This is a genomic window from Pseudomonas sp. LBUM920 (genome assembly GCF_003852315.1).
GTDB lineage: Bacteria > Pseudomonadota > Gammaproteobacteria > Pseudomonadales > Pseudomonadaceae > Aquipseudomonas.
In genome coordinates, this window is the sequence record NZ_CP027762.1 from 1071897 (window position 1) to 1086307 (window position 14411).

At 60.5% G+C, this 14411-nt stretch carries 14 protein-coding genes and 1 other RNA gene; 11 read left to right on the forward strand and 4 right to left on the reverse strand.

The window, feature by feature from the left end:
* The first annotated feature begins 29 nt into the window (after positions 1-29).
* Entirely contained in the window at positions 30-671 is a 642-nt protein-coding gene (locus tag C4J83_RS04815; RefSeq protein ID WP_106579585.1) for an MBL fold metallo-hydrolase, read from the forward strand.
* 222 nt (positions 672-893) lie between these two features.
* Positions 894-1676: a YiaD family glycine zipper/OmpA-like lipoprotein gene (locus tag C4J83_RS04820; protein WP_106579573.1), complete on the forward strand. Its 783-nt coding sequence runs from the start codon at positions 894-896 to the stop codon at positions 1674-1676.
* Between the two features lie 68 nt (positions 1677-1744).
* Here the strand turns inward: C4J83_RS04820 and C4J83_RS04825 are convergent, their stop codons facing one another.
* From C4J83_RS04825 to C4J83_RS04840, 4 genes are all read right to left on the reverse strand, one after another.
* On the reverse strand, positions 1745-2326 hold the full coding sequence (locus C4J83_RS04825) for a BON domain-containing protein (RefSeq protein ID WP_106579572.1): 582 nt from the start codon (positions 2324-2326) through the stop codon (positions 1745-1747).
* Complete coding sequence (locus tag C4J83_RS04830) at positions 2323-2916, reverse strand: phosphoheptose isomerase (protein ID WP_003216190.1); 594 nt, start codon at positions 2914-2916, stop codon at positions 2323-2325. Before C4J83_RS04830 ends, C4J83_RS04825 begins: the two co-directional genes overlap by 4 nt.
* A 92-nt stretch (positions 2917-3008) precedes the next feature.
* Positions 3009-3380, reverse strand: a complete 372-nt coding sequence (locus C4J83_RS04835; RefSeq protein ID WP_124416455.1) for a YraN family protein — start codon at positions 3378-3380, stop codon at positions 3009-3011.
* Positions 3380-5191 (reverse strand): penicillin-binding protein activator, encoded by a 1812-nt coding sequence (locus tag C4J83_RS04840; protein WP_124416456.1) that lies wholly within the window; start codon positions 5189-5191, stop codon positions 3380-3382. The genes C4J83_RS04835 and C4J83_RS04840 overlap by 1 nt, the downstream gene beginning before the upstream one ends.
* A 165-nt stretch (positions 5192-5356) precedes the next feature.
* Between C4J83_RS04840 and rsmI the strand changes: the two genes are divergently transcribed.
* The 9 genes from rsmI to mraY all read left to right on the forward strand — a co-directional run bounded on the left by rsmI (position 5357) and on the right by mraY (position 14407).
* Entirely contained in the window at positions 5357-6262 is a 906-nt protein-coding gene (gene rsmI / locus C4J83_RS04845; protein ID WP_164487909.1) for a 16S rRNA (cytidine(1402)-2'-O)-methyltransferase, read from the forward strand.
* 96 nt (positions 6263-6358) lie between these two features.
* An RNA gene (rnpB, locus tag C4J83_RS04850) (RNase P RNA component class A) lies at positions 6359-6712 on the forward strand.
* A 355-nt stretch (positions 6713-7067) separates the two neighbouring features.
* The gene (gene mraZ, locus C4J83_RS04855; protein ID WP_003171868.1) at positions 7068-7523 is read left to right on the forward strand and encodes a division/cell wall cluster transcriptional repressor MraZ; all 456 of its coding nucleotides are present in this window, start codon (positions 7068-7070) and stop codon (positions 7521-7523) included.
* Entirely contained in the window at positions 7520-8467 is a 948-nt protein-coding gene (gene rsmH, locus C4J83_RS04860) for a 16S rRNA (cytosine(1402)-N(4))-methyltransferase RsmH (protein WP_012722289.1), read from the forward strand. Before mraZ ends, rsmH begins: the two co-directional genes overlap by 4 nt.
* Entirely contained in the window at positions 8464-8757 is a 294-nt protein-coding gene (gene ftsL, locus C4J83_RS04865) for a cell division protein FtsL (RefSeq protein ID WP_016974244.1), read from the forward strand. The genes rsmH and ftsL overlap by 4 nt, the downstream gene beginning before the upstream one ends.
* Positions 8757-10499 (forward strand): peptidoglycan D,D-transpeptidase FtsI family protein, encoded by a 1743-nt coding sequence (locus C4J83_RS04870; RefSeq protein ID WP_164487968.1) that lies wholly within the window; start codon positions 8757-8759, stop codon positions 10497-10499. Before ftsL ends, C4J83_RS04870 begins: the two co-directional genes overlap by 1 nt.
* Positions 10499-11962, forward strand: a complete 1464-nt coding sequence (locus tag C4J83_RS04875; RefSeq protein ID WP_124416457.1) for a UDP-N-acetylmuramoyl-L-alanyl-D-glutamate--2,6-diaminopimelate ligase — start codon at positions 10499-10501, stop codon at positions 11960-11962. The genes C4J83_RS04870 and C4J83_RS04875 overlap by 1 nt, the downstream gene beginning before the upstream one ends.
* Positions 11955-13325: a UDP-N-acetylmuramoyl-tripeptide--D-alanyl-D-alanine ligase gene (locus C4J83_RS04880; RefSeq protein WP_124416458.1), complete on the forward strand. Its 1371-nt coding sequence runs from the start codon at positions 11955-11957 to the stop codon at positions 13323-13325. The genes C4J83_RS04875 and C4J83_RS04880 overlap by 8 nt, the downstream gene beginning before the upstream one ends.
* On the forward strand, positions 13325-14407 hold the full coding sequence (mraY, locus tag C4J83_RS04885; RefSeq protein WP_003171875.1) for a phospho-N-acetylmuramoyl-pentapeptide-transferase: 1083 nt from the start codon (positions 13325-13327) through the stop codon (positions 14405-14407). The genes C4J83_RS04880 and mraY overlap by 1 nt, the downstream gene beginning before the upstream one ends.
* Positions 14408-14411: the final 4 nt, after the last annotated feature.

Below are 14411 nucleotides of genomic sequence, written 5' to 3' on the forward strand. Positions count from 1 at the left end.
CTGACTTACAAATGATCGAGTTCGCTCTGATGTCTCAGCTACCAGCCCTGATTCGCGAAACCTTCCCCGTCGGCCCGTTGCAGTGCAACTGCACCATCATCGGTGACCCGATCACCAAAAAAGCCATCGTGGTCGACCCCGGCGGCAATCACGAGCTGATCCTGGCTCGCCTGGAGGCGTTGGGCCTCAAGGTGGTGAGCATCATCCATACCCATGCGCACCTCGATCACTTCCTGGCTTCCGGCCAATTGAAAGAGAAAACCGGCGCCACTTTGCATCTGCACAAGGATGATAAATTCCTGTGGGATAACCTGGAAATGCAGTGCCAGATGTTTCGCGTGCCTTATACGCCGGTGCCGTCGCCGGATCGCTGGTTGGAAGATGATGAGGCGTTGGCCTGTGGTTGCGGCGTGGCCTTGCACACGCCAGGGCATACGCCAGGTTCGATGAGCTTCTGGTTTGCCGATGCCAAGTTGTTGATTGCCGGCGACACGTTGTTCAAGCGCGGCGTAGGGCGGACCGACCTGTGGGGTGGGGACCAGGCGACTATCGTGCGTTCGATCAAGCAGCGTTTGTACACCCTGGATGAGGGCGCGACGGTGGTTACCGGGCACGGGCCGGACACCCGGTTGGGCGATGAGATGCGTGAGAATCCGTTTGTGCGGGCGTAGGGAATAACCAAGGGTGTGAGGCTGTTCTATACAAAGAATCGTCGTCGCAGCTCGCGTTCAGCCTGGGTCTGCTACGGTTTCCTTAGCGGTGATGCTGGCCAGCCTTTGTCACAGCAGGGGCGATGGCCACGGAATTTTTACCGTTTGTCGCGTTCAAAACCCGGCACAGGTCCATTGCCAATGTCCTTTGCACCACAGAATGCAAAAGTAGGAGCTCCCTTCATGTTTACTCCGCGTCGTCTTCTTGTTGTTGCCACCGCCGTAGCCCTGTTGTCCGGCTGCGCCTCGCCCAATCCTTATGACGGCAGCCAGGGGCAGGCAAATGATGGTTCGCAAGGCGGTATCAGCAAAACCGCCAAGTACGGCGGCCTGGGTGCGCTGGCTGGCGCATTGGCCGGTGCAGCCATCGACCATAACAACCGTGGCAAGGGTGCACTGATCGGTGGTGCTATCGCCGGTATCGGCGCCGCCGGTTACGGCTACTACGCCGACCAGCAGGAAAAGAAACTGCGTGAAAGCATGGCCAACACCGGTGTTGAAGTGCAGCGCCAGGGCGACCAGATCAAGTTGATCATGCCGGGTAACATTACCTTTGCCACCAACTCGGACGCGATTGCCAGCAGCTTCTATACGCCACTGAACAACCTGGCGAACTCGCTGAAGCAGTTCAACCAGAACACCATCCAGATTGTCGGCTACACCGACAGCACCGGCAGCCGCCAGTTGAACATGGACCTGTCCCAGCGTCGTGCACAGAGCGTGGCCAACTACCTGACGTCGCAGGGCGTGAGCCCGACCAACCTGAGTGCGCGCGGTGCCGGCCCGGATAATCCGATTGCCAGCAACGCCGACGTGAATGGCCGTGCGCAAAACCGTCGCGTAGAGGTCAACCTCGGCCCGATCCCAGGTCAGCAATACGGCCAACCAGGTCAGCAGCAACAACAGCAACAAGCGCCACAGCAGAACAACCAGTTCCAGGGCAACCCGTACCAGCAGTACCAATAAACGCGGGCCACTAAAAAGGGCGCCGTGCAGTCAGTGCACGGCGCCCTTTTTTGTGGCTGCGAATGACATCAGTCGATGTATTCGAACACTTTTACGATCTTCTGTACGCCGGACACACCCTGAACCAGGTTGGACGCGCGCGTGGCTTCCGCCTGGGTCAGCAGGCCCATCAGGTAAACGATGCCGTTATCGGTGACGACTTTGATGCGCGAGCCCGGCACGGCGCTGTCGGTAAGCATCTGCGCCTTGATTTTGGTGGTCAGCAACGCATCGTTACTGATGGCCAGCAGGGTAATAGGGTCCATGACCTGCAGTTCATTGTGGACCTTCTTGACCCGCTGGACCGACGAGGCGGCTTGTTCTGCCTGGGCCTTGAGCTCCGCACGCGGCGTCTGGCCGGCCAGCAGTACCACGCCGTTGAAGCTGGTAACCACAATGCGCGAGGCACCATTGCCCAAGTCTGTAGCGGCCTTGGCGACGTTGACCTTGACCTTGGTTTCGATGAGCGAGTCGTCGATTGTGCTGCCGAAAGTACGTGTGCCCCGGTCATCCTGAATCGGTGTGTCACGTGTCGCGGTGATTGCCGTGCTGCAGCCGCTGATGGCAAGGCACAGCGTAATGGCCAAAAGGCTGAGGCGGTTAACGGTCATTCTTCACTCCCGAACAGTTGGCTGTCGATCAGATCGCACAGGCAGTGGATCGCCAGCAGGTGGACTTCTTGAATGCGTGCAGTGACATTGGCCGGGACGCGGATTTCAACGTCCTCCGGCAACAGCAGCGAGGCCATGCCGCCGCCGTCACGACCGGTCAATGCTACGACAATCATTTCGCGATCATGTGCGGCCTGGATCGCTTGAATAATGTTCGCCGAGTTGCCGCTGGTGGAGATCGCCAGCAGCACGTCGCCGGGTTGGCCCAGGGCGCGAATCTGTTTGGAGAAGATTTCGTTGTAGCTGTAGTCGTTGGCGATCGAGGTGATCGTCGACGTGTCGGTGGTCAAGGCAATGGCCGGCAGGCTCGGGCGCTCGCGCTCGAAGCGGTTGAGCAGCTCGGAGGAAAAGTGCTGGGCATCACCGGCCGAACCGCCGTTGCCGCACGAAAGCATTTTGCCCTCGTTGAGCAAGGCATTGACCATGACCTGACTGGCTTGCTCGATGTGCGGTGCAAGTACGTCCATCGCCTGTTGCTTGGTGTCGATGCTGGCTTGGAAAAGCTGGCGAATTCGGGATTGCATGTCCATCTGTGTGACCTTAAGTAGCGCGGCTGTTTGGCACAGGAATGTGCAGCCCGCAAAGCAAAGAGCAAAAGTGTGTGGTGAAGATGTCCGGTGAATCAGCTGTCGAAGGCATCTTTAAGCCAATTCAGATCAGCGGGGCCAGACGGTGTGCTTTCTATGGCAACCACATCGAAACGGCAGGGGGAGTCAGCCCAGCGATGCTCTTTTTGCAGGAAAAACTGCGCGGCGAGTATCAGCTTCTGACGCTTGCGCCCGTCGATACTGGCGAGCGCGCCACCCCATTGTGCGTGTTTTCTGTAGCGGACTTCGACGAATACTACTGTATCGCCGTCAAGCATGACCAGATCAAGCTCACCGCGTTTACACAACCAGTTCTGCGCCAGAAGGCGCAGACCCTGTCGTTGCAGATACTGGAGGGCTTGAAGTTCGGCATCCTTGCCGCTTTGTGCGCTGGACCGCTCGGGCATCAGCGCGAGGTGTCCGGCAGGCGCTGGATGTCACCACCAACGAATTTCGCCCACGGCATCTGGCGGTCGACACGCTGGTTGGCGCTGATGCCCAGGCTGCCCGAGAGGCCGTCGACGCGCGTATCCGGCAGCGCCTTGAGTTGACCCAGGCGCGGTGCCAGGCGGTAGGCGTCGGCGCCCATCGCGTACAGGCGGCCCAGGCTGCCATTGGCTTGTGGCCATTGCGCGGCAACCTGGTTGCGCAGCGGGTCGGTGGTGTTGAGCAGCCAAGGGGTTTCGCAGAACATGACGTTGGTCATGTCCAGGTACTGGTTCTTGTCGCCGCTGGCGCTGAACACATGGGACGTCGCATACACAGGCACGTCGCCGGCGTACTGGAAGTTCAGGGTCGGCTTGATCTGCTGGGCCAATTGCGGCGTCACCGCCAGGAAGATGAACTCGATGTCCTGGCGGCGCGACGGTTGCGCCGCTACGTCAGTGCCAACGGCGCTTTGCAGGCTCTTGGCGCGACCTTCGCTTTTGCGCAGCTGGAACAGGTCGGCAATCTGCTGGGCGAGGGCGACCGGCTGGTCAACGTACTCGACGCCGACGACGGTGCCGCCATTGGCTTCCCAATCCTGGCGGAAGGCTTTGTAGACACGCTCACCCCATTCGCCACGCGGCACCATGGCGGCGGCGCGGTGCAAGCCGTCGGCGCGGGCACGGCGCGAGACTTCGCGGGCTTCGTCTTCAGCGGCCAGGCCGAACTGGAACAGCTGTGGCGGGTTTTCATTCAATTCGCTGTAGTTCAGCGCCAGCGTCGCGATCGGCAGTTGCGGGCGAGCTGCGAGTTGTTTGACCAGCGGTTTTTCCAGCGGGCCGACGACCAGTTGTACGCCGGCGGCCTGGGCCTTGGCATAGAAGTCGTCGAGGGAGGTCAGGCGCGAGCTGTCATAGAACTCGATGACCGGCGGTTTCTGCCCGGCTTGTTCAGCCTGGTAGTGAGCCGCCATGAAGCCTTCGCGCAGCGCCTTGCCGACCGCAGCCAGCGGACCGTCCTGCGGCAGTAGCAGGGCGATCTTGTTCAGCGGCTGGCTGGCCAGTTCCTTGAGCTTGGTCAGCGGCGTCGGCAGTTGCACTGCGGCCGGGTGCTCAGGGTTCTGCGCGCGCCAAGTGTCGATCGCGGCTTGTTGTTGCTCCAGGGTGCCGGCGCCTTTGACGGCTTTGGCCAGGCTGATCCAGCCATCAAGCGTCGGGTTACCGCTGGCTTGCAACTGGTCAGCCGGCAGCGCGGCAATCAGCGCCCAGATAGCTTCGTGGTTGCTGTTGGCAGCGTCGCCCGTCAGCAGCGCAGCCATGGCGACACGCTCTCGCGCGGCGGCCAGGGTCTGCCCATCGGCCTCATAGGCGCGGGCATGCACGGTGCCGGTGCGGATCTGCTGATCGGTCGGCAGCTCCTTCAGGCTCTGCAGGCTGGGATGGTTCAGGGCTGCCAATGCAGCCTTGGGCTGATTGCGCGCCATGGCCAGTTCGGCGGCCAGGGTGCTGGCAAACACTTGCGCGGCCGGCTTCAGGACATCCAGGGGCACCTGCGCGAGAATCTGCGACGAACGCCCAGGGTTGTTCTGGTGGTAGGCCAGGTCAGCCGCACTCAGGCGCAGCATCGCGGCCTTTTCTGGCGTGTTGGCGGAGGTAGCCTGTTCGAGCAGTTGCTCGATACTGGCATCCGGGGTCCGGGGGAGGTCGCCAAGGCTGGACGAGGGCGAGCTGGCGCAGGCAGCCAATAAGGCAGCGAGGCAGAGGGCGGAGAGCAGCCGCAGGCAAGCGATCATGTAAGTGTTCCTGATACCGATCAAATTAGCGTGGAATTGTACCCAAGCACTGGCCCAGGCGCGATGTTACTGGCGTGAAACCGTCGATTTAGGTCGTGCAAATGCTGCCAACAGCCATCGACGGCCGACCTTGAGGGCATATTATCGAGGCGCCTACGCGCTACAATGCGACTTTTCCCAACCATCGAGGTGTGCGTTTTGACTGCTCCAGGTCCTTTGAATTCCACTGCAGGCTCGCTTTTTGTCGTGGCGACGCCCATTGGCAACCTGGACGACATCAGTGCCCGGGCGCTGAAAGTGTTGCGCGACGTAAAATTGATCGCGGCGGAAGACACACGGCATTCCCAGCGGTTGATGCAGCATTTTGGTATCAGCACGCCCTTGGCCGCCTGCCACGAACATAACGAACGCGAAGAAGGCAGCCGTTTTATCACGCGCCTGCTGGCCGGCGACGATGTGGCGCTGATCTCCGATGCCGGTACGCCGCTGATTTCCGATCCCGGCTACCACTTGGTCCGCCAGGCGCGAGCCGCTGGTATCAATGTAGTGCCTGTTCCGGGAGCGTGCGCGCTGATTGCTGCATTATCGGCTGCCGGGTTGCCGTCGGATCGTTTTATCTTTGAGGGCTTCCTGCCGGCCAAGACCGTTGGGCGCCGCGCGCGGCTTCAGGCACTTAAGGAAGAACCGCGTACGTTGATCTTCTATGAAGCCCCGCACCGCATCCTTGAATGCCTGCAAGACATGGAACTGGTGTTTGGCGGCGAGCGCCTTGCGCTGCTGGCGCGTGAGCTGACCAAGACGTTCGAAACCCTCAAGGGCCTGCCGTTGGAAGCGTTGCGTGCCTTCGTCGAAGGCGACAGCAATCAACAGCGTGGCGAGTGTGTGGTGCTGGTGGCCGGTTGGGCGGCGCCGGAGGATGAGGATGCTGTGGGCAGCGAGGCCATGCGCATTCTCGATTTGCTGCTCAAGGAAATGCCCCTCAAGCGTGCTGCAGCGCTGGCCGCTGAAATTACCGGCGTGCGCAAGAATGTGCTGTATCAGGTCGCGCTGGATAAACAGAAAGCCGAATAGTTCCGGGGGCGAACCGGCATTCCGTCCGAACGTGATGGCATTGCTGCGCTTTTAATACTTGTCCTCAGCCCGCCGTGCCGTTAACCTGCGCGGCGGAGAGTCGATTGGACAGTCGCTGCCTTCTATGAAAATTAGGGGGGGGAGGAAAGTCCGGGCTCCATAGGGCGAAGTGCCAGGTAATGCCTGGGAGGCGTGAGCCTACGGAAAGTGCCACAGAAAATAACCGCCTAAGCACTTCGGTGCCGGTAAGGGTGAAAAGGTGCGGTAAGAGCGCACCGCACGACTGGCAACAGTTCGTGGCTAGGTAAACCCCACTTGGAGCAAGACCAAATAGGGTCCCAAGGCGTGGCCCGCGCTGGGACCGGGTAGGTTGCTAAAGATGTCCAGTGATGGCCATCGTAGACGAATGACTGTTCAAGACAGAACCCGGCTTACAGATCGACTCTCCACCTTTTTTCCTTCTGTCCGAATCTCGTGCAGAAACCCGGTAGTAACGCAAGAATCCCTCCCTGCCAAATCATTGGCAGATGCATCTTCGTAATACCAAAAAAATCTTACTCTTAATAAATTACTTTAACTTTAAGCCATAGCTCCATGAGCTATTTGCGGTTGTTGAGTCAAAAACATCGCCGAACTCGCGTTTCTCCTCCTTTTACACTCCTAAATCTCCGTTCTGTAAGGCTTTTCCTTGAATCCGCGCCTTGACGGTGTGGTGGGCGCATTCCTATAGTGTGCGCAAGTGGCGGAAAGTGGCACAAAGTGGGTTTTTTGAACGTAAAACGCTAAAATTTGGAGAAACGCATCTGTGTTTCGCGGAGCTAACGCTATCAGTCTCGATGCAAAAGGCCGTCTCGCCATGCCGAGCCGGTATCGTGACGAGCTCATTTCGCGAAGTTCAGGCCAGTTAATCATCACGATTGATGCCGTTGACCCTTGTTTGTGTGTTTACCCGCTCGATGAGTGGGAGTTGATCGAAACCAAGTTGCGCGCTCTGCCTTCATTGCGTGAAGAAAACCGCCGCCTGCAGCGTTTGCTGATTGGTAATGCCGTCGACCTCGAACTCGATGGCAGTGGGCGTTTTCTGGTGCCGCCGCGCTTGCGCGAGTACGCCAAGCTGGATAAGCGCGCAATGCTGGTGGGCCAACTGAACAAGTTCCAATTGTGGGACGAAGATGCCTGGGATGCTGTTTCTGCAGCGGACCTGGCTGCTATTCAACAACCGGGCGCGATGCCTGATGAACTGCGTGATTTGATCCTGTGACTATTGATAGCGGCTTTAACCACATCACCGTACTGCTTGACGAAGCCGTTGAGGCTCTCGCCGTACGCGCGGATGGCTGCTATCTGGATGGCACTTTCGGCCGGGGCGGGCACAGTCGGTTGATACTCAGCCAGCTCGGGTCCGACGGTAAGCTCCTCGGGTTCGACAAAGACCCTCAAGCGATTGCCACCGGGCAAGCGCTAGCGGCCGAAGACGGCCGCTTTGTCGTTGTGCAGCGTAGCTTTGCCGAGCTGGGTGCGGAAGTCGCCGAGCGCGGCATGGCAGGCAAGGTGGCCGGGGTTTTGCTCGATCTGGGCGTGTCTTCGCCGCAGCTCGATGACCCGGAGCGCGGCTTCAGTTTCATGAACGACGGCCCGCTCGACATGCGCATGGACCCCACCCGTGGTGTCAGTGCCGCGCAGTTCATCGCCACCGCGCCGGTGGAAGAAATTGCCCGCGTGTTCAAGGAATACGGTGAAGAACGCTTCGCCGGGCGCATGGCCCGCGCTGTGGTCGAACGCCGTGAAATTCAGCCGTTCGAACGCACCGCTGACCTGGCCGAAGTGCTCAAAGTCGCCAACCCTGCCTGGGAAAAGGGCAAGAACCCGGCGACCCGTGCGTTCCAGGGCCTGCGCATTCACGTCAACAACGAATTGGGCGATCTGGAAGCCGGTCTCGAAGCCGCGCTGGAAGCCTTGGAAGTGGGCGGTCGCCTGGTGGTGATCAGCTTCCACTCCCTGGAAGACCGCATCGTCAAACTGTTCATGCGTCGTCTGGTCAAGGGCGAGTCCGATAACCTGCCGCGGAACTTGCCGGTGCGTTTCGAAGCCTTTGTGCCGAAAATCAAAATCCATGGCAAAGCGCAGTTCGCTTCCGAAGCCGAACTCAAGGCCAACCCTCGTTCCCGTAGCGCCGTCATGCGCGTTGCGGAGAAGTTGCGGTGAGCAAGCTTTTCGCCAAGCCCCTTCCGGGCGGCAGCTTCTTTATGTTGCTGCTGTTTATCGGCGTGCTGGTGTCCGCGATTGCGGTGTCCTACAGCGCCCACTACAACCGTCAATTGCTCAATACCCTGTACGGGGAATTGAGCGTGCGTGATAAAGCGCAGGCGGAGTGGGGCCGGTTGATCCTCGAGCAAAGCACCTGGACCGCCCATAGCCGCATCGAAGTGCTGGCGACCGAGCAGTTGAAAATGCACATTCCGGGCGCGGCCGAAGTTCGGATGGTGGCGCCATGATGAAACTTGAAGGCGCACTCTACCCTTGGCGCTTCCGCCTGATGCTGGGTTTGCTGGCGTTGATGGTGGGCGCGATTGCCTGGCGGATTATCGACCTGCAAGTGGTTGACCGTGACTTCCTGATCGGCCAGGGCGACGCCCGGAGCCTGCGGCATATCCCGATTCCTGCACACCGCGGTCTGATCACCGACCGTAATGGCGAGCCTCTGGCCGTCAGTACTCCGGTAACCACGCTGTGGGCCAACGCCAAGGAATTGCAGGTCGCCAAGGACAAGTGGCCGGAACTGGCCGCCGCCCTGGGCCAGGACCCAAAAGCCTTGTCCGAGCGCCTGGAAGCCCAGGCCAATAAAGAATTCATCTACCTGGTTCGCGGGCTGACCCCTGAACAGGGCCAGCAGGTGCTCGACCTTAAAGTCCCCGGTGTCTATGGCATCGAGGAGTTTCGTCGTTTCTACCCGGCCGGCGAAACCACCGCGCACATGGTTGGCTTCACCGACATCGATGACCACGGCCGTGAAGGCGTGGAACTGGCCTACGACGAATGGCTGGCTGGGGTTCCCGGCAAACGGCAGGTCATCAAGGATCGACGCGGCAGACTGATCAAGGATGTCCAGGTCACCAAAAACGCCAAGGCCGGTAAGCCCTTGGCGTTGTCGATTGACCTGCGCCTGCAATACCTGGCCAACCGCGAGCTGCGTAACGCGATCATCGAGAACGGCGCCAAGGCCGGCAGCCTGGTGATCATGGACGTGAAGACCGGCGAGATCCTCGCCATGGTCAACCAGCCGACCTACAACCCGAACAACCGTCGCAACCTGCAACCGGCGATGATGCGTAACCGCGCAATGATCGACGTGTTCGAGCCGGGTTCGACCATGAAAGCCATCTCCATGAGTGCGGCCCTGGAAACCGGGCGCTGGAAACCGAGCGACAAAGTCGAGGTTTACCCAGGCACCTTGCAGCTGGGCAAATACACCATTCGTGACGTGTCCCGCACTGAAGGTCCGGTGCTGGATTTGACAGGTATTCTGATCAACTCCAGTAACGTCGGCATGAGTAAAGTCGCCTTCGATATCGGCGGCGAAACCATCTATCACCTGGCGCAGAAAATCGGCCTGGGCCAACCCACCGGGCTGGACTTCCCAGGCGAGCGCGTGGGCAACCTGCCGAACTATCGCGACTGGAAAAAGGCCGAGACGGCCACGCTTTCCTATGGCTACGGCCTGTCGGTGACCGCGATCCAGCTGGCTCACGCTTTCTCTGTATTGGCCAACAATGGCCGCATGGTTCCACTGAGCCTGATCCACGTCGACGAAGCCCCGAAAGCCACCCAGGTGATCCCGGAAAACGTCGCCAAGACCATGCAAGGCATGCTGCAACAAGTGATCGAAGCGCCGCGCGGCGTGTTCCGTGCCCAGGTGCCGGCGTATCACGTGGCAGGCAAGTCCGGTACCGCACGTAAAACGTCGGTCGGTACCAAAGGCTACGCCGAGAACTCGTACCGCTCGCTGTTCGCCGGCTTCGGCCCGATGAGCGATCCGCGTTACGCCATCGTTGTTGTGATCGATGAGCCAAGCAAGGCCGGCTACTTCGGTGGCCTGGTATCGGCGCCGGTGTTCAGCAAAGTGATGTCCGGCACCCTGCGCCTGATGAACATTACGCCGGACAACCTGCCGCCGACTCAACAAGCGAACGCCGGACCACCGGCCGCTGCTGCCAAAGCCAATGGAGGGCGCGGCTGATGTCTCTTAGCTTGAACAAGATTTTTGCCCACGCCGGACGCGATCTGCTGATTCGCGAGTTGAGCCTGGACAGCCGTAACGTACGCGCCGGTGACCTGTTCCTGGCCGTGCCTGGCGGCAAGTTCGATGGCCGTGCGCACATCGCCGATGCCCTGCAACGTGGCGCGGCAGCCGTGGCGTACGAAGTGGAAGGCGCTACCGTGCTGCCAATCACCGACGTACCGTTGATTCCGGTCAAAGGCCTGGCTGCGCAGCTCTCGGACATCGCCGGGCGCTTTTATGGCGACCCAAGCCGTCAACTGAACCTGATCGGCGTGACCGGCACCAACGGCAAGACCAGCGTGACCCAATTGGTCGCCCAGGCGCTTGACCTGCTGGGGCAGCACTGCGGCATTGTCGGCACGCTCGGTACCGGCTTTTATGGCGCGCTGCAAAGCGGCCTGCACACCACGCCAAACCCGATTGCCGTGCAAGCGACCCTGGCCGACCTGAAAAAGGCCGGTGCCAAGGCGGTTGCCATGGAAGTCTCTTCACACGGTCTGGACCAGGGCCGTGTTACCGCTCTGGCGTTCGATGTGGCGGTGATGACCAACCTGTCCCGCGATCACCTCGACTACCACGGCACCATGGAGGCGTACGCCGCCGCCAAGGCCAAGCTGTTCGCCTGGAATGACCTGAAATGCCGTGTGGTGAATCTCGATGACGCTTTTGGCCGCCAGTTGGCAGCCGAGGACAGCGAATCGCGCCTGATCACCTACAGCCTGGAAGACTCCAGCGCGTACCTGTATTGCCGCGAAGCCCAATTCAATGACGAAGGCGTGCTCGCCACGTTGGTCACGCCGCAGGGCGAGCACCACTTGCGCAGCACCTTGCTCGGCCGTTTCAACCTGAGCAATGTGCTGGCTGCCATCGGTGCGTTGCTTGGCCTGGATTACGCACTGGATGAAATCCTGCGTGTGTTGCCCAAGCTCGAAGGCCCGGCCGGTCGCATGCAGCGTTTGGGCGGGGGTTCGCAGCCGCTGGTAGTGGTCGATTACGCCCACACCCCGGACGCTTTGGAAAAAATCCTCGAAGCCCTGCGCCCACACGCCAAGGGCAAGTTGCTGTGCCTGTTCGGCTGCGGCGGCGATCGTGACCGCGGCAAACGTCCGTTGATGGCCGAGATCGTCGAGCGTCTCGCCGATGGCGTGCTCGTCACCGACGACAACCCGCGCAGCGAAGACCCAAGCCAGATTTTCGACGATATCCGTGTCGGCTTTAAAGACGCGTCCAAGGCAACTTTCGTGGCCGGTCGCGGTGCCGCTATTGCCCAGTTGATCGCCAGCGCCAGTGCTGACGACGTGGTGGTGCTGGCCGGCAAAGGTCACGAGGACTATCAGGAAATCAACGGCGAGCGCCATGCCTTCTCCGATCTGGTCGAGGCCGATCATGCCTTGACCGCCTGGGAGGTCGCCCATGCTTAAAGCGATGACGTTCAGCGAACTGACCCAGGCCCTGTCGGCCCCCGTAGTGTCGAGCGATTGCAGCTTCGACGGCGTCAGTATCGACAGCCGTAACATCAAGCCCGGGCAATTGTTTGTCGCCTTGGCCGGCCCGCGTTTTGATGGTCACGACTACCTGAACGATGTCGCCGCCAAAGGTGCCGTGGGTGCATTGGTGCAGCGTGAAGTGACCGATTCCACCCTGCCGCAATTGCGGGTTGCAGATACCCGTTTGGCCTTGGGCCAGTTGGGTGCATTGAACCGCGCCGCCTTCGATAAACCGGTTGCAGCCATCACCGGCTCCAGCGGCAAAACCACGGTCAAGGAACTGCTCGCCGGTGTCCTGCGTACGCGCGGGCCGGTGCTCGCCACCCGTGGCAACTTGAACAATGATCTCGGCGCGCCGCTGACCCTGCTCGAGCTGGCCCCGGAACACACGGCGGCAGTGATCGAGCTGGGCGCGTCGCGCATCGGCGAAATCGCCTACACCGTGGCGCTGACCAAGCCTCACGTGGCGATCATCAACAATGCCGGCACCGCCCACGTTGGCGAGTTCGGTGGCCCAGAGAAAATCGTCGAAGCCAAGGGCGAAATCCTTGAAGGCCTCGATGCATCCGGCACCGCAGTATTGAACCTCGACGACAAGGCCTTCGACACCTGGCGTGTACGTGCCGCCGGTCGCAAGGTGCTGACGTTTGCCGTGGCCAATGCCGCCGCTGATTTTTACGCCTCCCACATCACCGTTGACGCCCGAGGGTGCCCGTCCTTCACCTTGCACACCCCGCAAGGCGACGAGCATGTTCAATTGAATCTGCTCGGCAACCACAACGTTGCCAACGCCTTGGCCGCCGCCGCCGCCGCGCATGCCCTGGGTGTGTCGCTGTTTGGTATTGCTACCGGCCTGGGCGCAGTGCAGCCGGTCAAGGGCCGCACCGTTGCGCAACTGGCAACCAACGGCATGCGCGTAATCGACGACACCTACAACGCCAACCCGTCCTCCATTAATGCCGCTGTTGACCTGCTGAAGGGCTTTGCCGGGCGCAAGGTTCTGGTGCTGGGTGATATCGGCGAATTGGGCGACTGGGCAGAGCAAGGCCACCGCGAAGTCGGCGCCTACGCCAGCGGAAAAGTCGACGCGCTCTATGCCGTCGGCCCGAACATGGCACACGCCGTCGATGCCTTCGGCCTCGGCGCGCGGCATTTCGCAACCCAGGCCGAGCTGATCCAGGCGCTGGGCGTGGCTGAACAAGACAAACACACAACCATTTTGATCAAGGGATCGCGCAGCGCGGTGATGGAAAACGTCGTCGCGGCCTTGTGTGGCTCAAGTACGGAGAAACATTAATGCTGCTGCTGCTGGCTGAGTATCTGCAACAGTTCCACAAAGGCTTCGCGGTCTTTCAGTACCTGACCCTGCGCGGGATTCTGGGTGTGCTGACCGCGCTGTCTCTGTCGCTGTTCCTGGGGCCGTGGATGATCCGCACCCTGCAGAACCTGCAAATTGGTCAATCGGTTCGCAATGACGGCCCGCAGTCGCACCTGTCCAAATCCGGCACCCCGACCATGGGCGGCGCGCTGATCCTCTCGTCCATCGGCATCAGCACCTTGCTCTGGGCCGACCTGCATAACCGCTACGTGTGGGTGGTGCTGTTGGTGACCTTGTTGTTCGGCGCCATCGGCTGGGTCGATGACTACCGCAAAGTGATCGAGAAAAACTCCAAGGGGCTGCCAAGCCGCTGGAAGTATTTCTGGCAGTCGGTATTCGGCCTTGCCGCCGCGATCTTCCTTTACACCACCGCGCCAAGCGCAGTTGAAACCACCCTGATCATTCCGATGCTCAAGGACGCCAGCATTCCACTGGGCATCGGCTTCGTGGTGCTGACCTACTTCGTGATCGTCGGCTCCAGCAACGCGGTCAACCTGACCGACGGCCTCGACGGCCTGGCGATCATGCCGACGGTGATGGTCGGCGGTGCGCTCGGCATCTTCTGCTACCTGTCGGGTAACGTGAAATTCGCTGAATACCTGCTGATCCCGTACGTACCGGGCGCGGGCGAACTGATTGTGTTCTGCGGCGCGCTGATCGGCGCCGGCCTGGGTTTCTTGTGGTTCAACACCTACCCGGCACAAGTCTTCATGGGCGACGTCGGCGCGCTGGCGCTGGGCGCAGCCTTGGGCACCATCGCGGTGATTGTTCGCCAGGAAATCGTGTTGTTCATCATGGGCGGTGTGTTCGTGATGGAAACCCTGTCGGTGGTCATCCAGGTGGCTTCCTTCAAATTGACCGGGCGCCGCGTGTTCCGCATGGCGCCGATTCACCACCACTTTGAACTCAAGGGCTGGCCCGAGCCACGCGTGATTGTCCGTTTCTGGATCATCACCGTGATTCTGGTACTGGTCGGCCTTGCCACCCTGAAACTGAGGTAGAAAC